The sequence below is a fragment of the Pseudomonas sp. CCC3.1 genome (genome assembly GCF_034347405.1).
Classification (GTDB): Bacteria; Pseudomonadota; Gammaproteobacteria; order Pseudomonadales; family Pseudomonadaceae; genus Aquipseudomonas.
In genome coordinates, this window is the sequence record NZ_CP133778.1 from 2,516,176 (window position 1) to 2,539,758 (window position 23,583).

The 23,583-nt window shown below is 58.6% G+C and carries 14 protein-coding genes; 8 read left to right on the top strand and 6 right to left on the bottom strand.

Annotated elements, in window-relative coordinates; all coding sequences use genetic code 11:
* Positions 1–273: 273 nt before the first annotated feature.
* The 5 genes from RHM56_RS11430 (at position 274) to RHM56_RS11450 (ending at position 12,520) form a co-directional block, all read left to right on the top strand.
* Positions 274–1,974, top strand: coding sequence for a ShlB/FhaC/HecB family hemolysin secretion/activation protein (locus tag RHM56_RS11430; protein ID WP_322241299.1), 1,701 nt, complete (start codon positions 274–276; stop codon positions 1,972–1,974).
* A gap of 38 nt (positions 1,975–2,012) precedes the next feature.
* Complete coding sequence (locus tag RHM56_RS11435; RefSeq protein WP_322241300.1) at positions 2,013–6,062, top strand: hemagglutinin repeat-containing protein; 4,050 nt, start codon at positions 2,013–2,015, stop codon at positions 6,060–6,062.
* Between the two features lie 134 nt (positions 6,063–6,196).
* Entirely contained in the window at positions 6,197–10,984 is a 4,788-nt protein-coding gene (locus RHM56_RS11440; RefSeq protein WP_322241301.1) for a dermonecrotic toxin domain-containing protein, read from the top strand.
* 71 nt (positions 10,985–11,055) lie between these two features.
* The gene (locus tag RHM56_RS11445) at positions 11,056–11,358 is read left to right on the top strand and encodes a DUF5629 family protein (protein ID WP_322241302.1); all 303 of its coding nucleotides are present in this window, start codon (positions 11,056–11,058) and stop codon (positions 11,356–11,358) included.
* On the top strand, positions 11,348–12,520 hold the full coding sequence (locus RHM56_RS11450) for a lactonase family protein (RefSeq protein WP_322241304.1): 1,173 nt from the start codon (positions 11,348–11,350) through the stop codon (positions 12,518–12,520). Before RHM56_RS11445 ends, RHM56_RS11450 begins: the two co-directional genes overlap by 11 nt.
* A gap of 200 nt (positions 12,521–12,720) precedes the next feature.
* On the opposite strand, the gene RHM56_RS11455 is transcribed toward RHM56_RS11450, so the two are convergent.
* A complete protein-coding gene (locus tag RHM56_RS11455) occupies positions 12,721–14,301 on the bottom strand; it encodes an amidase family protein (protein WP_322241305.1) in 1,581 nt (526 codons plus the stop codon).
* A gap of 346 nt (positions 14,302–14,647) precedes the next feature.
* On the opposite strand from RHM56_RS11455, the gene RHM56_RS11460 reads away from it, so the two are divergent.
* The gene (locus RHM56_RS11460; protein WP_322241306.1) at positions 14,648–14,821 is read left to right on the top strand and encodes a hypothetical protein; all 174 of its coding nucleotides are present in this window, start codon (positions 14,648–14,650) and stop codon (positions 14,819–14,821) included.
* A gap of 100 nt (positions 14,822–14,921) precedes the next feature.
* On the opposite strand, the gene RHM56_RS11465 is transcribed toward RHM56_RS11460, so the two are convergent.
* Together RHM56_RS11465 and RHM56_RS11470 are read right to left on the bottom strand one after the other, a co-directional pair.
* Positions 14,922–15,671, bottom strand: a complete 750-nt coding sequence (locus tag RHM56_RS11465; protein WP_322241308.1) for an anti-sigma factor — start codon at positions 15,669–15,671, stop codon at positions 14,922–14,924.
* A complete protein-coding gene (locus tag RHM56_RS11470; protein WP_322241309.1) occupies positions 15,668–16,174 on the bottom strand; it encodes a sigma-70 family RNA polymerase sigma factor in 507 nt (168 codons plus the stop codon). Before RHM56_RS11470 ends, RHM56_RS11465 begins: the two co-directional genes overlap by 4 nt.
* A gap of 185 nt (positions 16,175–16,359) precedes the next feature.
* On the opposite strand from RHM56_RS11470, the gene RHM56_RS11475 reads away from it, so the two are divergent.
* Positions 16,360–17,442 carry a catalase family peroxidase gene (locus tag RHM56_RS11475; protein WP_322241310.1) on the top strand — a complete coding sequence of 361 codons (1,083 nt, stop codon included), beginning with the start codon at positions 16,360–16,362 and terminating at the stop codon, positions 17,440–17,442.
* Entirely contained in the window at positions 17,439–17,978 is a 540-nt protein-coding gene (locus RHM56_RS11480) for a cytochrome b (protein ID WP_322241312.1), read from the top strand. Before RHM56_RS11475 ends, RHM56_RS11480 begins: the two co-directional genes overlap by 4 nt.
* A 46-nt stretch (positions 17,979–18,024) precedes the next feature.
* Here RHM56_RS11480 and RHM56_RS11485 read toward each other — a convergent pair whose 3' ends face one another.
* The 3 genes from RHM56_RS11485 to RHM56_RS11495 are packed head-to-tail and all read right to left on the bottom strand — an operon-like array spanning position 18,025 to position 23,491.
* Positions 18,025–18,612, bottom strand: coding sequence for a glutathione S-transferase (locus RHM56_RS11485; RefSeq protein ID WP_322241314.1), 588 nt, complete (start codon positions 18,610–18,612; stop codon positions 18,025–18,027).
* Positions 18,609–22,250: an AAA family ATPase gene (locus tag RHM56_RS11490; RefSeq protein WP_322241315.1), complete on the bottom strand. Its 3,642-nt coding sequence runs from the start codon at positions 22,248–22,250 to the stop codon at positions 18,609–18,611. The genes RHM56_RS11485 and RHM56_RS11490 overlap by 4 nt, the downstream gene beginning before the upstream one ends.
* Positions 22,247–23,491 (bottom strand): exonuclease SbcCD subunit D C-terminal domain-containing protein, encoded by a 1,245-nt coding sequence (locus RHM56_RS11495; protein ID WP_322241317.1) that lies wholly within the window; start codon positions 23,489–23,491, stop codon positions 22,247–22,249. The genes RHM56_RS11490 and RHM56_RS11495 overlap by 4 nt, the downstream gene beginning before the upstream one ends.
* Positions 23,492–23,583: the final 92 nt, after the last annotated feature.

A 23,583-nucleotide genomic window follows, 5' to 3' on the forward strand; every position in this document is an offset into this window, starting at 1 on the left:
CAAACGCGCGCCGTATCATTCTGAAATAATTCTCCTGTTTTTCAGCGGTACCTCCTCGCGACGTCTGCGTCCTGCATTCTGGCCACCGTTCAACTCTCGCCATTAAACGACCTGCAAAGATTCATTGGACACCTCAATGATTAATACTTTATGTATTAATTCCGTGTGGATGTGATCATCCACAGAGTGATCTTTGCAGCGCTTGCCCTTTCAAGGTCAGCCCCGTTCAGTGGCCGCAAGACACTCCACGTAGGTTTACGTTAAGGATGTCTTATGCCCAATCAGCCCCGCTCCAGCAATCGACTGATGCTGTTGATGCTTAGCCTGTACCCGTCGGCATTGCCTGCTGTCGAAGACCTGCAAGCCAGCCAGTCGGTGCTGCAACTACAGCAACAGCAGCAACGCGATTTTCAGCGTCTTCAGCAAGAGCAGCGCATGCAGCAATTGCAGCGGGAGCAATCAGCGGTGCAAGCGCAAAAAACCGATTCGCCTGCCCACCGCTTGGCCGAGCACGGTTGCTGGACGCCGAGTGCCTTGCGCTTGTCCGGTGTCACGCTGTTTGACGCCGCCAGCCTGCGCGAGCACCTGGCTCCCCTGATAACGGCGTGCATGGGCGTGAACCGCATCAATCACCTGCTGGTCGAACTCACCCGGCTCTACCTCGACGCTGGCTACATCGCTAGTCGCGCCTATCTGGTCAAGCCTGTGGCGCACGGGCAGCCGCTGGAAATTCATGTCGATGAAGGCTACCTCGAAGCGATTGAACTGGCCGATCAAAGTCTGCCCGTGTGGTTGGCCGGGGCGTTCCCCGGCATGCTTGGCAAGCCGCTTGAGCTGAGGCATCTGGAGCAGGGGCTGGACCAGCTCAACCGGTTGCGCTCGCTGGATTTGGTTGCCGATATAACCCCGGGGAGCAGGCCCGGCGCTTCGCGGGTCATCCTTCGCTCGCAAGCAAACAACCCGGCCTGGGCGGCGGCGCTGGGCCTGGACACGCTGGGCTCCGCCGGTTCAGGCCGCGATCGCAGCACGCTGAGCCTGAGCCTGGACAGCCCGTTGCAGCTTAACGACTCCGTCAATGTCAGCTTCAGCGGCACGCTCAATGCCGGACCACGCTACAGCCGCAGCGTCAGTCTGATTTACGCCCTGCCTTATGGTTACTGGACCCACAGCCTGTTCGCCAGCCATGTCGAATACCGCGTCCCGCTCAAACTCAGGCGCACCACGCTCTATTCAAGTGGTCGAGCCGACCAGTTCGGCCTGCGCAGTGACCGCGTGCTGTGGCGCAAACAGGACGTTTTGCTCAGCGTCTATGGCCAACTGGCTTACAAGAACGTCGACAGCTACCTGGCCAAAACGCGCCTCGCTATCCAGAGCCCGACCCTGGCCGTGGTCGAGTCCGGCCTCAGCCTGTTCTGGCTTGACAGCGGGGTGTGGAGTCTGGACCTCAACTACGGCCGGGGCCTGCATGAGTTGGGTGCGGACGACGACTCGGACCGGCTTTCGCGTCATCTGCCCAAAGCGCAATTCAAGCGATATCGCGCCAGTGTTGGCCGGTGGCGCAACGGTCTTTATCAGGGGCAGCAGTGGCAATGGCAGAGCCAGTTCTCGTGGCAGTACAGCCCTGACCCGCTACCGGTCATTGAGCAACTGTTGGTCACCGATGATTCGGCGGTACGCGGCTTTCGTCAGAACAGTGCATCGGGCGCCACGGCTGCGTTGTGGCGCAACACGCTGCGCTTGCCGTTGAACAGCGATTTGCCCGTGCGGCTCACCCCGTATCTGGGCATCGATGCGGGCTGGATCAAGGGGCTGCAAAGCACCCCCGATGCACGCATGAGTGCTGCCAGCGTGGGCCTCAACCTGGCATGGAAGCACGTCCAGCTCGACCTCGATTATCAACACAGCCTGAGCCGTCCGGCGCAGTTTGCCCCCGAGTCACAGATCTGGCTTGCCCGCCTGAGCCTGCTGATGTGAACCCTCTGTCTTCAAGTACCGTTACAAGTGAGCGACCTATGCCAACCACCTCCCACTGCTTTCACCTCTCCCCAAAAGGCAAACTGCGCACGCTTATCGCCGTCCTGTTGCTGTTGCCCCCTCAACTGCTGGCACAGGGGTTGACGGTGGCCGAGGGGGCGGGCGCAGCCCCGCACGTGCACATTCAAGGCGGGGTGCCCGTCATCGATATTGTCGCGCCTGATGCAGGTGGTTTGTCCCATAACCAGTTTCTTGATTACAACGTTGAGCGACAGGGCCTGGTGCTCAACAACGCCGTGCAGGGAGGGATTTCGCAACTGGCCGGGTCATTGGCAGGTAACGCGCAGTTTCAAGGGCAGGCGGCGAGCGTGATTCTGAATGAAGTGATAAGCCGCAATGCCTCGACCCTCAACGGGACTCAGGAGATTTTTGGCCGGGCGGCGGATTATGTGCTGGCCAATCCCAATGGCATTTCGGTCAATGGCGCCAGCTTCATCAATACGCCGAATGCGCAGTTGGTCGTCGGCCGCCCGCAACTGCTGGATGGCAGACTGGATGCCTTGAACACGTATGACGCCCGAGGCCAATTGACGGTGCGCGAGCATGGCCTGCAAAACCCTCAAGGCTCTCTTCAGCTGATTGCCCCGCAAATCGACAGTCAGGGCCTTATCAAGGCCCATGACGACCTGAACCTGACGGTGGGACGCAATACCGTCGCGGCTGCCAGCGGCCAGGTGCGCGAGGTCGATCCCGCCAGTCAGGCACAGGACTCACGCATTGACGCCCGCCTGTTTGGCGCGATGCAGGCAGGGCGAATCAACATCGTCAGCACCGCCCAAGGTGCAGGTGTCAAGATGGGCGCCGTGCCTGTCGAGGGACGCGACGGGGTGACGGTCAGTTCCGCTGGCGATCTCGACATCAGTGGCAAAACGCAGGCCAACAGCCTGGATGTCAGCCGTGCCACGTTGAGCAGTCGCCAGGGTGATGTGGTGCTGCACAGCGCTGACAATTTGAACCTGTCTGCGACTGATGTCAGCGGGCGCGATGTGGTACTCGACGCGGGCCGTAACCTGACCCTGAGCAGCCTTGAAAGTCGCAAGCTGCAGGAGCAGCGCGAGCAGTGGGACCACCATAATTTTCTCTTCACGTATGAAACCTTTGATCGCACCAGCACCGATGAACAGTCCCGCCAGCACGGCAACCGCATCGCTGCGGGGCACGCGGCTACGCTGACGTCCGGCGGCACCAGCGCCATCCAGGCCAGCAGCATCGAGGCTGGCGATACCCTGCGCATCAACAGTACCGATAACCTGCGCCTGATTGCTGCTGACGAGATCCATGCCACTCGCGACCGCGGAGCGCATCGCAAACACCTGTGGAAAGCCAATTGGGACGAGAGCAGCCGCGATCAGCGCAGTGTCACCAGCAGCCTCAAGGCCGGGCAACACCTTGAGCTGAACAGCCAGCAAACCGTGCAACTGCAAGGCGCTGATGTGCAAACCCCGGGAGATATCCGGATCAATGCCCGAGCGGTGGACATCAGCAGTGTGGCGGGCACTCACACACGCAGCGGCAAGGCCTACTCCGGCGACTTGGTGGGCGGCAGTTTCTTTGGGAATAAGGGCCGTGATGACCAGGGTAAAACGGCGCACGTCGCCAGCAAGGTCAATGCCGACGGCGCATTGATCGTGCGTGCCGATAACGTGAAGATCAGCGCCAGTCAGGTGCATGGCGGTCAGCAAGCCAGTGTGATCAGCGACAAGGGCTCGCTGGTGATTGATGGCGTGAACAATACGTCCCACGACAGTAGCTATCGCCTGGACAGTCAATTTTTCGGCCTGACCAAGCATGAAGCCAGCAAGGAACTCAAGCGCAACACCCACGTCGCCAGCCAATTGCGCTCGGACAGCAATCTCACCCTCAGCAGCGCCAAAGACCTGACAGTACGCGGTTCGCAAGTGACTGCGCAGGGCGATCTGAACGTGCTCGCCAAAGGCGATATCAACATTGATTCGGCGCCAAACACCACTCACGAAGTCAGTCAGACCCATACCCGTGGTTTCACCGGCTACACCCTGGAAACCGCGCAAGGCAGCCATCAGTTCCGTGCGGGCGTGCGCTATGAAGACCAAAAGCAGGCCGCTGGCACCGATTCGACGGTACAGCAAGGTGCCACCCTCAGCGGTGGCTCGCTGGTGGTCAACGCCGGGAACGCGTTGAGCGTTAAGGGGGCCGAGCTTAAAGCGACCCGGGGCGATGCGAACCTGAGCGCCCAACAGATCGCGTTGACGGCCGCGCATGACAGCACCACGACCACAACTGACCAACGCAAAAGCGGCGGCGGTGTTTTCTACACCGCAGGGCTGGACAAGGCGGGCAGCGGCATCGAAGGCGGCCAGCAAAGCCAGCACGGCACGCTGGATCAAGTCCGCGCGCAGGTCAGCGGGATCAGCGCCGCTGGCACATTGAGTGTTTCGGCCGCAGACACACTCAGCACCCAGGGCGCGCAAATCAGTGCTGGCGATGCGTTGCAGGTCACTGCGTCACGGGTTGATAACCAGGCGGCCCGCACCACCGAGTCCAGCACACATGCACAGAGCAGTTGGCAGGCTGAAAGCGGGGCTAATGTCGAGTACAAAGGCATCACCCGGCCCATCGAGAAAAAGCTCCAGCAACTGGCTCAAGGCTCAGTTGGAGACGCCTTGAAACCGCTAACTTCAGGCACTGCCAATCTTGGGCTGGACGTGGATGGCGGCTCCTCGAACATGACCCGATCCGGTGAGGACAGCAGCGCAACATCCAGCCGGTTCAGTGGGGGTTCGGTGCAGGTCAATGTCGCTGGCACCTTGCAAGACCAAGGCACTCACTACAGCGCCAATCAAGGTGAACTGACGATCAAGGCGGGCAGCCATGACGCCACAGCGGCCGTCGATACTCATCAACGTCATGAGCAGGGGCTAACTGTGCAGGTGGGCGGGCGGCTTTACACGTCGACGGGTGAAGACCTCAATACACGTCTCAACGGGTCAGGCGGCAGCCAGGATCAGCGCACGCAGACTCAAACGGCGCAGGTGGGCAGTTTCAGCGGGGCACAAGGGATCAGCATCGATACCAAGGGAGATGCCCGTTATGAAGGCAGCCAGTTCAACGGCCACGAAGGAGGCATTTCCCTGAGCGCAGGCGAAAGCCTTGCCTTGAATCAGGCCAATAACCTTAAAAGCGAGACCGGCAAGGCCCTGGAGGGCAGCGGATCACTGACGCTGGGAACGTCCGGGGATACCAACGTCAATGCAAGCGTGGGTGCGAAGTTGCACAGCCGCACGTTGCAGGCCGATGACAGCCAGCCTCTCGTTGCAACCCTACTGGGTACCGGATCGATCAACCTGCGCAGCGGTGGCAACCTGACCTTGCAAGGCAGTCAGCTCGGTCACGGGGCAGACAAGGCCGGTGCTATTCGTCTCAATGCGGGTGGCAAGCTCGATCTGCAAGCCGCCACCGCGACCCACAGCAAGCGCGCCAACGAGGTGGGTGGCGGCATTGCGCTGGGCGCGAGTGTCGTTCACGGCGCCGAAAGCGACACCCGCCAAGGCAACCTGAATGCCAGCCTGAGTGTGGCCAACGTGTCGGAGCATGACCGGACACTCACTGCTTCGCAGCTCTACAGCCACGCAAACGTGACACTGGCCAGTGGTGCGCGCAGTGCAGACGCTATTCATCTACTGGGGACGCGCATCCAAGCGCCAAGTGTCAACGTGAGTGCCGAGAAAGGTGGCGTGGTACAAGCCGCTGCGCAATCAAGTCAGCGCCATAACAACTGGAACGTGGCCCTGGGTACAGGCCTCACTGAAGAGCGCGTCACGCCGCTCAATCCACTTGAGCCGAGTCCCGCTGCCAAAGCGCCTGACCTCAGCGGTCAGGCCAAGCTCGACATCGACCGCCGCAACGTAAAAGCGCCGCAGCAAAGCCTGATTGACGCCGACCTTGTGACGGCCAGCATTGGCACAGAGTGGCGGCTGGAAGATTCTCAGCCTCAGTCCAGCACGTTAAAGGTCAACCTGGAGGCCCGATCGGGCGGGGATAAAAAATGACCGGCGTTGGTTGCGGGTCACTTCCAGGCGGTCCGGTATAGCGGGATACCGCAGCCGTGGGGGGCGAGTGTTTTTAAATGCAGTGCATTGGCGGGCAAGACGCCCGCATCACTTCATTTGGAAGCCCGGCCCCCATGACTACCCACACCGATGCCACGCTGGTTTTGAGTCGCAGCCGCTTGCTGACGGACGCCATGATCCGTCAGTTCTCTGATCGGCCCACCTTGCGCAGGGTGGTGAGCGATCTGCTGGTCAATACCCTGAAAAAGCAGTTCAGCCCGCCTGCTACGGCGATCAATCTCGATCACTTGAAAGTGAACTGGACCGTCGATGACGCAGAGCAGGCGCTACAGGTCGTGCGCCAGCAGTCGTTGCTTGACGCCGTACTTGAACACATTGCCCTCGGCACTCCGGTCAATTACACCTTTTACGAGCTGCAACAGTGCTATTTGACGCAACAGCCTGACGGGGCTGCTGCACCCGACCACGCCCACGCCTTTTTGCCGATGACGACCGTTGAGCAGTCAATCCGCCAGGTGCTGCGTGACTGGGTGCGGGGGTATCAAGAGGCGTTGGTCGATTACTGGAACGCACCTGTAGAAGGCTATCGGAGTCGTCAGCACTGGCTGGGCAGGTTCTTCGCCAAGACCTTGCTGGTGTCGGCCAATACCTCTCCCGAGCTCAATGAGGACCAGGTCGATGTGCTGCGCCAAATCCTTAAATACCCCGTGCTGACCGATCGTTTGCGTGCACTAGACAGCCCGACTCGCCCGCATGTGTATTTCAATCAGGTGCAATTCAACCTGGGGACGCACAGTGTCGAGCACCTGTTGGCGGACCTTCTGGTGGTTTATGCGGTTGAGGGCCGCGAGCAACTGCTGGTGTGCAAGCCTTCAGGGCAGATTGAGTCTTTCGCGACGTTGAGCGCGTATGGGCGCCAGTTGGGCAGACGTTTAAGCAGCGAGTACCCCGTCGAATCACTCACCTGGCGGCGCTACGAAGCGGACGGCGATTTTTTGCAGACCCAGGCGATGATTGTGCTCGACACGCAACTGGGCACTATCGCCGCCCTTGATACCAACGCTCTGGTTCCTCGCAGTGTTGAACAGTTGGAACGTCGATTGCAGCAGATTACCGATCCGGTTGCGATCGGCTCCTGGGAGGACGAGGAGCCCTCACCGGCGCTGGCTCGGGTCTACCGTGCGCTGCCCGAGTGGTTGCAAAACGCCAGTGACGCTGACCGTTTTGCCTATCGATCGCACATGATCGATCTGGCCGATGTCACCCGCAAAGCCAAAGGTCGTGTGTTTGACGAAGGTATCCCGGACCTGCACCGCTATGCGTCGCAAGTGTTGCACCAGCAAATGCTCGAAGACCAGCCGCTGGCACCGGGGTACAACCCCGATGATATTGAACTCGACTTTATCGTGGCCTCGGGGCCGCTGGGGACTGCCGGCCTGACGGAGTCCGTCACTTACAGTCTGACCAACTTGGCGGTGCAAAACCTGATTGCCATGCCCAGTGGGCACATGACCATCAGGCACAAACACAATCAATTGATTCAGGGTTGGTGGATGACGCCTGCCTACGTCAAATCGTTGATCAGCCGGGTCGATATCGGCGGCACTTACCCGACGCTGATCAAGCGCCTGTTGATGGATGACCTGGCTGAAGCCGCGCGTCGTGAGGCCTTGTATAGCGACCAACTGCGGGTTGCACTGCCCATGCAGGCTCTGGAAAGCGTGTTGAAAGGGCAGGGCACGGTCACCGCGTGGGGCTATCGCTGTGTTGCGGCCCTGATGCAATACGAAGCCGGCGCCAGAGTGATGGAGGGGCGCCAGGTCACTATTTGCCCGCTGGGCATGCTGAGCGTGCCCGGAGCTGCTCCGGATTTTGTCCGCGCCATGTACATCATTGGTATCGCCGATGACCCTTTTGGTCGTTGCTTGCTCTATCGGCCGCTGCTGCAAAACGTATTGATCGAATACCCCTCGGCGCAGGCGCTGCTGGCGGCCATGGCCAAGCGAGGTGCGCTGCGCGACAGTGTGCTGCACTGGTTGCCCGACGCGTCCCGGGCTACGCATGCCGCAGGCGTGCTGGATCCGGCGCATCCACACGTTGAGGCATCGACGTTTTTCTATCTGCGAGGGATGAGCAGTCGCTTTGTTCACGGTCTGTTTCGTGACAGTGCCATGGCGCTGGTTGAACTGGCGGACCGCCAATCAGTGTCCAACGCAGAAAGCCGTTGGGCCACCTTCAAGGAAGGCGGATGGTTACTGCTCAACACCTTTGCGCCCCTGCTGCGCGGCCCAGTGGCAGTGGTGGGGTGGCTGCTACTGACCGTCTCGGCGCTGAAGCAGGACATCAGCGCACTGAACAGTGACGATGAACGGTCCAAAGCCCCCGCCGTGATCGATTTGCTGTTCAACATTGCTCTGGTATTGCTGCACGTGGCGCAGCGTCCGGGAGGTGCTGTGCCCGAAGTCGGTGGCGAGCTTGAGGGGCCGCCTGCTGTTGTCGTTGAAGACACGAATGTGGATGAGGCACCTGCTGGGCAGCCGCCGTTGCCTGTGGTTGAGGAGTGGGAAGAGGCTCTGCAACCGCAGGATGAGGTAGCGGCGGTGCAGCCTGTCGTTGAAAAGGGGGGCGAGCCTGCACCGGTCAAGGTCGAACAAGGTCAGGTGTATTTTTCGGATGTGCCTGTTGGCAATCGGCGTACTCACCTGGATTACGCCTGGTTCAACACGCCGATGTTCGAGTTCAATCAGACCCAGTTGACCTGGCTGGACCTGAACCGCGGTCTATACCCTGAGCAGCACCAACCTGTGGCGAGCGGGCAATACAAAGGGTTGTATGTCATCGAGCGTAAATGGCACGCACTGGTTCGTGGCTTTAGCTATGAAGTCTCGCTGGAGGACGAGGGTGTCGTGGTCGTCAGCCCTAAGAACCCCCTTGAAACGGGGCCTTGGCTGCGCACTGACGGGAACGGTGCCTGGGATTTCGACCTGCGCATGCGCCTGCTCGGCGGTGGCCCGCAAAAGCGCCAAGAGTCCATGGCCCGGGCTGCTGCCCGCAAGGCGCGGGTCGATGAGCTGAATGTGCGATTCCGCGCCATGAATGTCTGGGCGGATGAGTTGGGCATCGAATTGAATGAGGCACTGCAGCGGGTCGAAGATGTTTACAAGGGGCAAGCGGCTGAGTCGCTCACTTACCTTGAAAAGGTCGTGCGGATTAAACACCTGAGAAGACGGGCCACCGAGGCTAAAAACACTTTTATTGTTGAACACGCGAACTTCAAGGAGCGTCACGCGTTAGCCCCGCAAACGATGGATTTCAAGAAGGACGCTCATTTCAATCTGTCATTGCTTAACCTGTCTAAAGACATCCTTTACTCGCAGCACGTTTTTGTGACGCTATTTATTGAGTTGCATCCGCAGTTTATAGAAGCCACCCACAAGACATTGGCCCCTGAAGAGGTCGATGGTTTTATCAGCATGCGCCGTGAGCTCTACAACGCTCAGCATCTGCATCTGGAAGACTTTCGCGAGGTGATGCGGCGATTCAAGGCACTGCGCGACTCTCCTCGGGTCGGCCCGGGAATGGCCAAAGAACGAGAGAAAATTCTGCCCACCATCGCGATGACTCAAGGCCAATCGCGCCACGTGACGGAGCTGGATTTTCTGTCCTCGCATCTGGTAACCCTGGCGGACATCGTTCCTACCGTGCCATTTGGCCGTGAGTGGCATGAGCTGATCGAAATCGTTTGGCCGTTGACCTACACCCTTCAATCACAAGCGCATCTGGCGACATCGCAATTGTTTAGCCACAGTGAGCGCGTGGAGATCATGGAGGATATTCAGGAACGCTATGCGCGGGCGTATGACGGGCTGGAAGTGCTGCACCTTGAAGTGGCTGATCAACTCCACCGGGCGGACTACAACCGGTTATTGGACATCATTAAAGGGCTCAGCCTGAAGGTTGAAGAACAATTGGCCGAGGAGTTACGCCGCGAGAATGAGTGGTTGCCTGCCCAGCCGGGGCCCTCTCGCGCCGGGCAACAGACCTCGAAGATCATCAGAACCCATAAACACGGCATTTTGATTGGTGTGGCCAGGACCTCCGAGCATGATACCGAGGTGGTTGAAGTGGGGGATCCTGTTTCGGATGACCCTCAAAACAGGTCGAGCGGCCCGTTAGCGGGTCGACCAAAGTTAGCCTTCCGCGAGTCGTCCCCCAATCGCTGGGAGGCGATCGAGCCCCCCGTTGCGCCAGCCATGGCGCAAACGCTCGGCGCTATTCGCACCCGGTTCAGGACGCTAATGACCAGGGCAAGGACCAAAATTGGCATTGTTGATGGCTACGTCAAACACTCAAAAAATCCTGTGCATCTTCAGGAAATCCTTGATCGTGATGCTCAGGAACTGGAGGGTCTGGTGCGGGTCATTCAGCGTGACCTCCCAGCAGAGCCTGATCAGGAAAAACCCAAGCCCAATAGCCCGCAGTCGATGCTCAGGCAATTACGTGAAGGGGCCAAAAGGTTGCGTGATCATGGCGTCTGGTTGCTCAAGTCGCTACCGCCCAGCACTGCGTCCGTTGAGGCCTTGCTGGAGCAAGGTGAAGTGCATCTGGTCAAATTAGGTCAACGACTCAAGATGTTTGGGCCCCGAAACGATTACGTTCAGGAGTACCAGGTGCTCAACAAGAGCAATCAAGTGCTGTGGTATGCCCATTTTCACTACCCAGACCTGACCTCCGCCAGTCATGCACCAACGGCTGCGCACTTCAAACTCAAGGAACAGCGCAGAGAGAGCAAGCAAAGTCTGGAGGCCAAAGCCAAACCGGGTGAAAAGGTACCGGAGGTGTATTACGGCAAAATCAGCGAAAGCATGATCACTGCCCGTTTTATGCCTTTGGAGGAGTGAACCTTGGAGCGCGCATAGGTTAGCGGGCTGATTTGACCTATCATTGCGCCTTTCCAACAGGTGAATCATTAATGAGCGAATCAACCCAGACCTTGCGCGCAGCCGTTGAAACCAGCGACATGCTGGAAATCGACGGTTTGCATGCCTTTGAATTCTCCATTAGCGAGGGGAAGGAGCTGGTCATTCAAGTCATGGATGGTCGAGATAAAAAAAGCTGGACCTTCACCGGCGCGCAAGTAGACGCGGCCGTTTTTAACGATGGCTTGCAAAGCTGGACATTAAGCGGTGATTCAGGCGAACACCGTCTAGTCTGCCTCAGTGCCTTTCGCGCAAATGATGATGACGATGAGTCCGAGGTGGCTGATGAAGCTTAAATGGTTGCCTTTGCTGCTTGCATCGAGTGTCGGTGCAATGTCGGCGCAAGCTGCGTCCGAGAACGAAGTGGAGCTGCTGGTCGGTTCTTATACCCAAGGTAAAAGTCAGGGTATCTACCGCCTGCAATTCAACAGCGAGACCGGACGCATCACCCCTGAGCCCTTGCAAGTGTTTAAAGCGGCCAACCCCTCATGGCTGACCCTGTCCAAAGACCAGCAACGCCTGTTTGTGGTCAATGAAAACGGCAAGGGGCAGGCCGATGGGGTGGGCCGTGTCAGCAGCCTGGCGATTGACCCGAAAACCAACCAGTTGACCTTGATCAATCAGGTCAAGTCCTTGGGCGAAGAGCCAACGCACTCAAGCCTGAGTGCCGATGAGCGTTACCTGTTCGTGGCCAATTACGGCGTGCATGAAGATCCGGGCGGCAGCCTGGCGGTTTTGCCGATCAATGACCAGGGCCAGTTGCAGCCTGTGACCCAGATGAGCAGCCATCAGGCCAGCCGGGTCAATCCTGAGCGCCAGATGTCGGCCCATGTGCACTCCGTGGTGTCGTCTCCGGATGGCAAGTTCGTGTTTGCCAACGATCTGGGTGCAGACAAGATTTTTGTTTATCAGTACGACCCGCAGGCCAACCCTGAGCATCCTTTGGTGGCCGCCAAGCCACCTGCGGTTGAATTACCAGCGGGCAGCGGTCCTCGGCATTTACTGTTCTCCAAGGATGGCAAGCACGCTTACCTGACCACTGAAATGAGTGCTCAGGTATTTGTGTTCGATTACGCGAACGGACAACTCAAACAGCGTCAAGCTGTTGAACTGGCCCACGGCCAGCCACAGGAAAAACGGGCTGCCGGCGCTTTGCACGCCAGTGCCGATGGCAAGTTCCTGTACGTCAGCAACCGTGGCAAGGCCAACGAACTGTTGGTGTTTGCCATTGACCCGGTGACGGGCGAACTGACTGAAGTCCAGCGTCGTTCGGTCGAGGGCGATCACCCGCGCGAGTTTACCTTGAGCCCCAATGGCAAGTTCCTGCTGGTGGCCAACCAGATGAGCAACGCTATTGTGGTGATCGAACGCGATGCTGAAACCGGCAAGCTGGGCAAGACGCTGCAAACCTTGCCGATGGATGCACCGTCTGACGTGAAGTTCATCAACCGCCCATAACTGTGTATCGATACGAGCAATAGACCTTAGGCTCTGTACAACATGTATCTGCGCTTGGTTATGCGGCGTTGAAAACAGGCTCGGAATGCTGATTTACACCCCGTAAATTCCGCTTCCTCGCCTGTTTTCGCCTTGTCTAACCTGCGTTAGGCCATAAAACACAGGCTTGAATAGCATGACCTGTTGGATGCGCAGGGCGATCAAGGTGCAAAAGCAGGATTTAACCGTGCTTGGGTGGCTTGTTCGTAACTGTAAGCAAGCCCTAGCAAGTTTGCTTCGCTCCAGCGTGGCCCATAAAAATACAGCCCTTTCAACGTGCCATGGTCATCAATGCCTGAAGGAACTGTTATGCCCGGATAACCTGCTACCGGAACAATAGTTGAGGCAAAACCTTCAGAACTATCAATCAGTGCATCCAGGGCATGTTCGCTCAACACGCTATCAATTGCCTGACGACTGCGGGTATTAAGCAGTGTCCAAAGTTCGTTGTACTGGGTTTCGTTGTAGGGTGTGTTCATAAAAGACAATACAGAACTTTGCCCATATTCTGGCACACCAGGTGTGTGTTGATTGAAGTTGATGAATGCTTCCATAGAGTTGACAGGCATCTGCTGTCGGGAACTAAACCAGCCTGGTGCTTCGCGGTTCAAATCCATGAACAAAAACTCTTGATAGCGCTCCATGTAGTTCGAATTCTCATAGCTGGGTTCTTCTACGGGGATAAGTGTTGCTCCAGCATTAGCCATTATTACTAATGCCTGTAAGAAATTGAGATCAAGATCTGTTTCCGAGTTTCCAGGTGCGTAGCGGCTGGGATAGCCGATTCGTTTACCGTTCAACTCTGCAGTATTGAGTAAGGCGGTGTAATCAGTTGGTACGCCTGCGTGAGTGCGCTGTACGGTATCAGTCGAATCATTTCCCGTCATGGCGTTGAGGAGTAGGGCAGCGTCCCGTACCGTGCGTGTAATCGGCCCTGGGGTGTCCTGATTTCGCGACACAACGATCATGCCGGTTCTGCTTAAAAGACCAAGGCTCGGCTTTAAGCCCACAACGCCATTCATGAATGAGGGGCAATGAATGGAGCCATTGGTCTCCGTGCCCACAGTCAAGGGTGCGAACCCCGCCGCGGCAGCGGCGGCAGAGCCGGTACTGGAGCCACAAGGGTCTGCTGATAATTTATGAGGATTTTTAGTTTGCCCACCTCGTGCGCTCCAGCCGCTTGGGACATCGGGGTCACGAAAGCCTGCCAACTCGGTCATGTTGGTTTTACCCAAAATGACCGCTCCCGCCTCACGTAATTGTTGAATGATAAATGCATCCTGAGCGGCGGGCTGACCTACCAGCGCCAGAGAACCGGCGCTGGTCTGCATGTTATCTGCGGTCTGAATATTGTCCTTGATGAGAACGGGAATCCCATGCAAAGGTCCGCGAAGTGTCCCCTGGCGGCGTTCTTGATCTCTTTCAGCTGCAATGTCCAATGCTTGTGGGTTGAGTTCAATAATTGCATTAATAACGGGGCCATTTTTATCCAGCGCATGAATACGATTGAGCAAGTACTTGACCAATAATACGGAGCTGAAATTTGCTCGATCCATGTTTTCTGTCAACTCTGCGACGCTCGCATATTCCGCGCCCACCATTAATGCCAACTGTTGCGGTTCAATACGATGCAAGAGCGTTTCGGCAGTGTTAGCCATGGCCCCCTGGCTGTACAGCAGTGCCGCACTTAACGTTATCGAAACTCCAAGCCTGGACAATCCTTGTCCTTTTATTGCATTCATGACGAGTCCTTGTGTCGTTGGTTTTATGTGTAGTAACGCCAAGGGTAGTTCGATTAAAGACCGGAGAAGTTTAATCGCGTACTTAGTGTGTAAGCATGTAATGCAACGGGTGGCACCAATCTGCTCTTCGTTATCAACCGAGCACCGGCAAGCAGGGACAAACCCTGGAAAAGCTGGCGATGGACGCGCCTTCAGGCGTTAAAGTCATCAGCCGGCCCTGGCTGTATCAATCGCGCTGATACCTGTTAGTGCTGCAATGAATTTCTGCGTGATGGCCCTTGGCGTTAAGTTTGCTCCACGGCCTGAACAGGCAAGCAAGCTCACTGAGTCGTCGAGGGTTATCGCAATGAACTTCAATCTTTTCTCCGTCATCGCTGCTTCTGCCATCTCCGCCACTGTGGCCCTGCCAGCCAGCGCCAATACCGTGGTCAGCGACAAGAAATCCACGGCCTATACCCAAAAATACCTGCAACAAAGCGCTAACTTCTATGCCGCTCTGGAACACAAAACTCAGTCCTGAACATCTTGGAACTCTGTAGGAGCGAGCTTGCCTCGCGATCTTTTAAACGATCAAAAGACCGCGAGGCAAGCTCGCTCCTGCAGGGATTATGTGCACCCGCCTAAAATTTCACGGTATTCAACAACTGCGCGGTCGAGCCTTGTGCCGGTCCTACCATGGCGTAGTTGTAGCCGGGGCCTGACCAGTAATCGGCCTGTAAATCGCCATCGCGTCGACTTCCCCGAGGCAGCAAGGTGTTCTGTGGCCCAGGCGGACGAATGTAAAAGCTGATGTGCTGCCCCTGCGTATTTTCGTACAGCACCATGGCTGCGCCGCCCTGATCGGTGGTGAGCAAACGGCAACTGACCGGTTTAAATCCCGATGAACTCAAGTCTGGCAAGCGCTCGGCGTGGCTGAAGTAGCGGTCCATCCAGGTTTGCATGTCGCTGCTCTGCTCAACTTTATAGTCGGCGGGCAGAAAACCTTGCTCAGCAAACATGCGGTGTGCGGCCAGTGCATCGGTCATGGGTAATAGGCTGGGGCTCAATGTCATCTGTCTGGCCTGCCAGCCGCCCAAGCCACCCACGCTCACTGCAATCAACAGTACCGCAGCCGTTGCCCAGTGGCGCGCTGACTGCCGACGCTGACGCTGGCGAATGGCCGCAGGATCAAGCGCCGGGTTGGCCGGTTGCAGCAAGGTCTGCTGCAACGCCGTGCGCAGGTTTTGAGCGTCTTGCTGCCAGGCGTGGACGTTGGCTGCGACGTCGGGGTGGGCCTCTAGGTACAGCTCGACCTGCTGACGCTCCGGCTCGCTAAGTGCGTGATCAACGTAAGCATGCAAGTCACGCTCACTGGGTGGGGTGGTGATCATTTAAGTCTCCGCAAAACAGGGCGGGTGATTTCGCCTTCGCTGAGTAGGCGCAACGCCTGGCGTGCGCGTGACAGGCGTGACATTACCGTGCCAATCGGCACCTCAAGAATGTCCGCGACTTGCTGGTAGCTCAAACCTTCCACCGATACCCATAGCAACAGGGCGCGCTGTTCGGTGCTCAATTGATCGAACGCTTGCAGCGTCGATTGTGCGATGACCGTGCGTTCGGTGGAGGGTTGAGTGTCGTCGCGGCCGGTAAATAATTCGAGCATGCGGGCGTAGCGTCGAGTGCGCCGATGGTTGTCGACAAATTGTCGATACAGGATGGTAAACAGCCACGCCCGCAAATCCCCTTCAGGGCGTTTGCTGTCCACACTGCCAAGCGCTCGCTCCAGGCAGGCTTGCACCAGATCGTCGGCATTACTGGAGTGACGCGTCAACGACAGCGCAAAGCGCCTGAGGCGCGGCATGAGTTCGCGCAGTTGCTCGTCAAATGGGGGCATGGGGACCTGCACGGCATGGGTCTGTTAATCGGGTTGGAACCATGAAGACGACTAGGCTCAAGGGTTATTCCCGTCGCGTGAAAATAAATTTCTTAAAAATAGTTGCGACGCTGCGGGAATAAGCCTGATTGGCCTGCGTCTCATAGGCCATCCACCTGATGGCCCCGTGGCCTCGGAGTTCTTACATGGTAGATCAATTGCCGCCTGCGCGGCCCGTCAAACCTGGGTTGAGCCCGGCCAGTACAGTGCTGCGCCTGGCGGCTATCGGGGCAGTGGTGGCGGCCATCGCGGGCACGTTTTTTTACGTCAATGGCACCCTGGACGCTCAGCGACTACGGCCTAAAACCCTGGTGAATGCCTTGGAGCACAACAACGGTGTGCATCCGGGGTATCGACGCAACCACGCCAAGGGCATGTGCGTGATCGGCTATTTCGAGAGCACTGGCAATGCGCAGATGCTCTCCAGTGCGCAAGTGTTTCAGTCAGGACGCACGCCGGTAGTCGGGCGTTTTGCCTTGCCCAGCGGCAACCCTTACGCACCTGACAGCAGCGTGCCGATTCGCAGTCTGGCATTGCGTTTCACCGAGGCCAATGGCCAGCAATGGCGGACCGGGATGAACAGCATGCCGGTATTCCCGGTGGGCACGCCCGAGGCGTTCTATGCCATGTTGCAAGCCGGTGCCCCGGACTCTGCCACCGGCAAGCCCAAGCCCGATGCCATGCCCGCGTTCTTTGCTGCCCACCCGGAAACAGCGCCCTTTTTGCAGTGGGTCAAAACAGCCAGGCCGTCTGCCAGTTTCGCCACCGAAACGTACAACGGGATCAATGCCTTCTATCTGGTGAATGCGGCCGGGCAGCGTCAGGCTGTGCGCTGGGGCGTGGTGCCTGAAGGTCAGGACGCTCCAGGCGCGAGTGCGCCCAACGAAGCGGATTATCTGGAAAAAGACCTGGCGCAACGCTTGTCGGTCGGACCTTTGAAATGGCAGTTCAACCTGACATTGGCCGAAGCGGGTGACCCCGTTAATGATGCGAGCAAACCCTGGCCAGCCGAGCGCAAGGTGGTCAATGCCGGGACTTTAGTACTGCAAAGCGCAGAGCCGCAAAACAATGGCGAGTGCCGCGACATCAACTATGACCCGCTGATTTTACCCAGTGGCATTGAAGGCTCGGCAGACCCCTTGCTCGCCGCGCGCTCAGCCGCGTATGCCAGTTCCTATCTGCGCCGAACCAGTGAAGTTGACCAGCTCTCTCAGGAGAAACGTCCATGAACACACCCACCTCGCATTTCGCGCCCGTGGCACGCCTGCTGCACTGGCTGATGGCGTTGATGATCATCGCCATGCTGTTTATTGGCGCGGGCATGGCGGCGTCCGTCTCTGAGCGTCATGAATGGCTGCTCAAACTTCACAAACCCTTGGGCATCGCCATTTTGCTGTTGGTGGTTGTGCGCCTGTTTGTGCGCTTCTCGACTCGGCAACCGCTGCTACCCGCCGACTTGCCTGCTGTGCAAGTGCTGGCCGCCAAGCTGTCCCATGTGTTGCTCTACACGTTGATGTTCAGCTTGCCGATTGTGGGCTGGGCGATGATCTCGGCGGCGGGCGATCCGGTAATGCTGAGCAGCTCCTTGCAACTGCCCTCGATTTTGCCAGCTAACCCCACGACCTTTGCCTTTTTGCGCAAGGCCCATACGTACTTGGCGTATCTGCTGTTTTTTACCGTGCTGCTGCATCTGGCGGCGGCGCTGTTCCATGGTTGGGTAAGGCGCGATGGTGTGCTGGAGAGCATGCTGCGGGGCAAGGACTAGCCATTGGCTGTACAAGCACCCGCTGCCACAGGTTGTATTTGGACAGTCAGGTTTTAGCCATCACTGAGTTGAGCAGTGCAGACGCCAAAAACCTGTGCAGCCAGGCGTTCAAGCGCGGGTAGGGCGCCTGCTCGAACCACTCACGGTCTACGTGGGCGAACTGGCGTACAAACGGCGCCAGTGCCACGTCCGCCAGGCTTAGGGTGGCGCCTGCCAAGTACGGCGTCTGTTCGAGCAAATCTTCCAAACGCTGCAAAAACTGCTCGCCTTGCGCCCGGTAATGCGCCATGGGCTGCTCCGGGTAGCGAATCGCATATTTGTAATGATCCAGATTGACCTTGAAGACCTGATCATTTTCTTCAATCAGCGCTGCACTGTCCGCTCCAAGCCAACTGTCCGGGTCGTTCTGGGCCAAGGCCCAGTGCATGATTTCCAGGCTCTGTTCGATCACCCGGCCATCGGCACAGGCCAGCACCGGCACCGTGCCTTTGGGCGACAGGGCCAGCATGTCGGCGGGCTTGGCTTTGAGGCTGACTTCTACAATCGACAACGGCACGCCGCTGTAACGTAAAGCCATACGCGCACGCATGGCATACGGGCAGCGGCGAAAGGAATACAGCACGTGTGCGGTCATTTGACCTCCACGGTGCTCAAGCCATTGCCCTGGCGGCGGACCTGGATTTGCACCGGTATGCGCTCGTGCATTTCCTGCACGTGGGAAATCACCCCGACTTTGCGCCCCTGGGCTTGCAAGCCATCGAGTGCATCCATGGCTAATTGCAGCGACTCGGGGTCGAGGCTGCCGAAGCCTTCGTCGATAAACAGCGACTCGATTTTCAGCGTGCTCGATGCCATAGAGGCCAGGCCCAGCGCCAGTGCCAGCGACACCAGGAAGGTTTCGCCGCCGGACAACGAATGCACCGAGCGCAGTTCGTCGCCCATTTCGGTGTCCATCACCAGCAACCCGAGCATGCTGCCGCCGCGTTTGAGGCGGTAGCGTTTCACCAGTTGCCGTAACTGGGCGTTGGCGTGGTGCACCAGCAAATCGAGGTTGTAGGCCTGAGCGATCTTGCGGAAGGTGTCGCCCGTTGCTGATCCGATCAGGGCGTTGAGGCGTGCCCAGCGCTGCCACTCGTCATAGGCGTGGGCGATGAGTTGCGCCAAGGCCTGATTGGCCTCTTGGCGTCGCTGGTCTTCGGTCTGTTGGGCGCGCAGTTCGGCCAGTTGTTGATCGCTGGCCGCCAGCAATGCATTCAGTTCATTGAGTGCGTTATCGAGCGCTGGCGCATCGAGGTTGCCATTGGCCTGGGCCTGATGCTGGCTTAAGCGTTGCTCGCGCTCGTGCAGCAGGACGCGCGCTTGCTCCACGGCCTTTTCGCTGGCTTGCAGTTGCCGGCGCAGTTCACGCAGGTGCGTGTCGTCGAAGGCCAGTAACTGTTGCAGGCGGGCGTTGTCGAGTGCCGTGTGTTGCGCACGCCATTGCGCAACCTGCGCGCTTAACGTGTCGTGTTCCTGTTGCAGCGCCTGCAGGCGCGCCTGCTGGGCCTTGAGTTCGGCCGCCAGTTGGACCAACTGTTTGGCCGTGGCTTGCAAGGCTTCGCTGGCGTGGGTCTGAGTACTGCGGGCCTGCTCAACCGCTTGTTCAAGTTGTTGCTGCCAGTGCTCGACACTGCTGTGTTCGCCCAACAGGTCCTTGAGGTTCTGCTGGCTGGCGTGTTGCTGTTCGAGCAACTCGGCCACGCTGCGTTGCAAGGTCTCGAGTTCTTTGGCGTGGCTGGCGTGTTGATACTGTTCGCGCTCGATCCGACTGGTCCGCTCAGCCTGTTCGGACAGTTCGTCACGTTGCTGATCGAGTTGCTCCAGGCGCTGCGTCACCTGCTGATCAAGGGCCATGAAGGCGGCAGCAGCGTTATCGCGCAATGCCGCCACTGTGGACTCGGGCAGCACGTTGGCAAACCCGGCCAGCTCATCCTCAAAGCGCGCGCTGTCAGCGTTGAGGTGCTGTTGCTGGTCGCTCAATTGCTGTTTGGCGAGTTGGCTGGCTTCGCTGCAACGCTGAAGTTGCTGCTGCAACGTCGCGGCTTCTTTTTGCAGGCTGAGCAGGGTGTTTTGACGCGCCTCGTCTTGGGTGATGCTGTGGTGCAGCTGACTCAGGCGCAGCGTCAGCCATGCTTCACGCTTGGCCGGGTCTTGTGCCTGCCATTGCGTGTACAGCGAGTGCGCTTCCAGGCTTGGGGCCAGGGCCTGCTGTTCTTCGATGATCTGCTGGTGCTGTTGCAAAAGCTCGCGATGCTGAGCGTTCACGCCACCGACTTTCTCACGCAACTGAATCAGCGTTTCTTTGAGAGCGTCCACGGCCTCGCGGGCATTGGCTTCTTCTTGCTCATCAAAACGCGACAGGCTCTGCAACAGCGCTTCTGGCTGGTGATACGGGTGTTCATGGCTGCCGCAGACCGGGCAAGGCTGGTCGTCTTGCAGGTGCGCGCGCAATTCTTCGACACTGGCGCTGCGCGCCAATCGCTGGCGCTCAAGCAGTTGCTGCGTTACCTGGAGTGCCTGTTCAGCGGCCTCAAACTGTTTTCTGGTCTGGGTGCCTTGCTCGATCAGGTGTTCGCGCTCGGTTTGCAGGGTTTGCAACTTTAGCTGCACCGCCTGCAAGCGTGCTTCCAGGGCTAACTGGCTGCTGCACAGGCGCTGCAAGTCTTCAAAAGCACGCTGTTGCTGGCGATTTTCAGCCAGCAGGCTGCCCAAGGTCTGGATTTGCTCGTTGATGGCATGCGGTTCGGCGCGGGCTTCCTGAAACAGTATCTCCAGGCTGCTGTTCAGCGCGTTGAGTTGTAGGACCGCTTCACTGGCGCGTTGCTCAAGCGCTGGCAGTTCTTCGCGGCCTTTGCTGAGGGTGTTGCTCAGGCGCACCAGTTGTTGCAGCCCGCGACGATGGCCGTCCCAGGCACTGGCCAGCGGCGCCAGCGCAGTGCTTTGTTCGAGTTGCGCGGCAATCAGCGCCAGGCGTTCAGTGCTGTGCTGCTGGCGTTCAAGCAACGCGTCCAGGGCCTTTTGCCCGTCGGCGCAGGCCACTTCAGCCTGCTGCATCAGCGTCTGTTGCGCATTGAGTGTTTGTGTCAGGCGGCTGAAGTTGGCGTGTTCTAAATGCGCTTTTTGCAAGTGCGGCGCGGCTTCGCGGTGTTCGGACTGTGCGCGGCTGGCAGCCTGTTGCGCGTCTTGAAGTGTTTGCTCAAGCCGGGTTTGATCGTGACCACGTTCAGTCTGTTGTTGCAGATGCGCAGCGATGTGCTCGGCCAGCGGGCTCAGTTGTGCGTCCAGCTCGGCCAAACGGGCGAATTGATGACGTTGAGGGGCGAGTTGTTCCAGCAATTCCAGGGTCTGGCGTTGCTCGGTTTGACCCTCCCACAGGGTGTGCGCCTGCTGCAATTGTTCGGCAGCGCTCTGTTGCTGCTCTTGCAGTTCACCCAGGGTTTTGAGCCAGGTGTGTTGCTGTTCGAGCTGCTTGAGCTGGCTCTGCCGGGTTTTGAGTAGCTGTTGCGCGTCGTTGAAGCGTTGGTCCAGTTCGGCGCGGGCTTCTGGCGCCATCGGGGTAACGCCGACCGCCTGATCCTGCAAGTGCTTGTGCACGTCACGGGCCTCTTTGGCCTTGTCGAACGCACGCTTGCCCAGACGGGTGTACAGCGCAGTGTCAGTGAGCTTTTCGAGCAGTTCGCTGCGTTCGTTGTCGTCGGCTTTAAGGAAGGCGCTGAACTCGCTCTGGGCCAGCATCACGGCGCGGGTGAATTGCTCGAAATTGAGCCCCAGACGTGATTCCAGCTGCACTTTGTAATCGCTTTTCTGGCTGGCCAGCAGTTGGTCGCTGTCCAGGTCGCGCAGGCTTTGGCGGCTGGCTTGCAGCTTGCCATTGGCCTTTTCACGGGCGCGATTGGCCTCCCAGCGCGCTCGATAACGACGGCCATCGATGCCCATGAAATCGACTTCGGCATAGCCTTCGCCGGTGCCTCGGCGCAGCAGGGTCCGTGGGTCGCCGGTGGCAATCTCGCCGTCGGCATCCGGGACTTTGGCATCCCGGCCAGTGTTGTTCAAGCGCGGCACGGCACCAAACAGGGCCAGGCACAGGGCGTCGAGCAAGGTGCTTTTGCCGGCGCCGGTGGGGCCTGTGATCGCAAACAGCCCGGCACTGGCCAAGGGTTCGGCCGTAAAGTCCAACTCAAACGGCCCCGCCAGCGAGGCGAGGTTTTTCAGGCGGATGGCGAGAATTTTCATGGCTGTTCACCTTCCAGCTGAACTTCTTGCAGCAGCACGGCAAAGTCCTTGAGGGTCTGCTCGTCTGCCTCGCTGCCATAACTGTCTTGCCAGGCACGGCTGAACAGTTCGTGCGGGGTCAGTTGGTCGAGCTCGATCAACTGCGTGGTGTCGTCATTCCCCGAGCGACTGCCGCTGCCTGCGTATTCGGCGGCAATGCGCACTAAACGCACGGCCTTGCCTTGCAGCGCGGTTTCGATTTGTTGGCGCAAGTCGGGCTGCGGCTCGTCGAGCGTGACCCGCACTTCGAGCCAGGGCTGACGCTGGGTGTCGGCCAGCAAGTCAATGTCGGGCAATTCGGCCAGTTGGCTGAGTATCTCAGCCAGTGGCGCAGGGCCGATGCGTTGCAGGTTCACGGCCCGGGGGATCAGGCGCGTCTCGACCTTGACCAGGGTTTCGCCGTCCAGGGTGACGTCGAGAATCTGGTGCTGATAGCCGATTTCTGAAAACGACAAGGGAATAGGCGAGCCGCTATAGCGGATTCGGTCTTCACTGTTCACCCGTTGTGGCTTGTGCAGATGGCCCAGCGCGACATAGCTGATGCTGGGGCCAAACAGGCTGGCGGGCAGGGCTTCAGCGTTGCCGATAATCAGGCTGCGTTCCGAGTCTTCCGACACCGAACCGCCAGCCATGTGTGCATGGCTGATGGCAATCAGCGCCTGCCCAGGTTTGCGCTTGGCGTTGGCGGCTTCGATGAGCCATTCGTGAACCTGGCCAATGCCGCGCAGGTAGTCATCCCCCAAGTGCGCGCCAGTGACTTCGGCAGGCCGCAGGAAGGGCAGCGCCAGGCACCATGCAGCGACCTCGCCGGACGCATCGGGCAACGGTATCAACAGGCGTTCGGCATCCAACTGGCCATCATCGAGCCACATGACTCGGCCCAGTGCATGAGTGTGCAAACGGCGCATCAGCGGTGCGGGCAATTCGATGCGTGAGCCGGAGTCGTGGTTGCCGGCGATCATCACGATGGTCAGCTTGGGTTGCTGCTCGTGAGCGCTGACGATGAAGTCGTAGAGCCGTTCCTGGGCTTTGACTGGCGGGTTGACCGTGTCGAATATATCGCCGGCAATCAGCAGCACGTCGGGTTGTTCGGTGGCCAGTTGGGTGAGCAGCCAGCTCAGGAAGCAAGCGTGTTCGAAGTCACGTTCCTGGCCATGGAGGTTTTGCCCCAGGTGCCAGTCGGAGGTATGAAACAGGCGCATAACAGAATCCGTTTAAAAGGGTAATGCCTGGCCTGTAGGAGCGAGCTTGCCTCGCGATCTTTTGATCGTTTAAAAGATCGCGAGGCAAGCTC

Coding starts and splice junctions, on each gene's coding strand:
- RHM56_RS11430 (WP_322241299.1), top strand. CDS start 274: ATGCCCAATCAGCCCCGCTCCAGCAATCGACTGATGCTGTTGATGCTT.
- RHM56_RS11435 (WP_322241300.1), top strand. CDS start 2,013: ATGCCAACCACCTCCCACTGCTTTCACCTCTCCCCAAAAGGCAAACTG.
- RHM56_RS11440 (WP_322241301.1), top strand. CDS start 6,197: ATGACTACCCACACCGATGCCACGCTGGTTTTGAGTCGCAGCCGCTTG.
- RHM56_RS11445 (WP_322241302.1), top strand. CDS start 11,056: ATGAGCGAATCAACCCAGACCTTGCGCGCAGCCGTTGAAACCAGCGAC.
- RHM56_RS11450 (WP_322241304.1), top strand. CDS start 11,348: ATGAAGCTTAAATGGTTGCCTTTGCTGCTTGCATCGAGTGTCGGTGCA.
- RHM56_RS11455 (WP_322241305.1), bottom strand. CDS start 14,301: ATGAATGCAATAAAAGGACAAGGATTGTCCAGGCTTGGAGTTTCGATA.
- RHM56_RS11460 (WP_322241306.1), top strand. CDS start 14,648: ATGAACTTCAATCTTTTCTCCGTCATCGCTGCTTCTGCCATCTCCGCC.
- RHM56_RS11465 (WP_322241308.1), bottom strand. CDS start 15,671: ATGATCACCACCCCACCCAGTGAGCGTGACTTGCATGCTTACGTTGAT.
- RHM56_RS11470 (WP_322241309.1), bottom strand. CDS start 16,174: ATGCCCCCATTTGACGAGCAACTGCGCGAACTCATGCCGCGCCTCAGG.
- RHM56_RS11475 (WP_322241310.1), top strand. CDS start 16,360: ATGGTAGATCAATTGCCGCCTGCGCGGCCCGTCAAACCTGGGTTGAGC.
- RHM56_RS11480 (WP_322241312.1), top strand. CDS start 17,439: ATGAACACACCCACCTCGCATTTCGCGCCCGTGGCACGCCTGCTGCAC.
- RHM56_RS11485 (WP_322241314.1), bottom strand. CDS start 18,612: ATGACCGCACACGTGCTGTATTCCTTTCGCCGCTGCCCGTATGCCATG.
- RHM56_RS11490 (WP_322241315.1), bottom strand. CDS start 22,250: ATGAAAATTCTCGCCATCCGCCTGAAAAACCTCGCCTCGCTGGCGGGG.
- RHM56_RS11495 (WP_322241317.1), bottom strand. CDS start 23,491: ATGCGCCTGTTTCATACCTCCGACTGGCACCTGGGGCAAAACCTCCAT.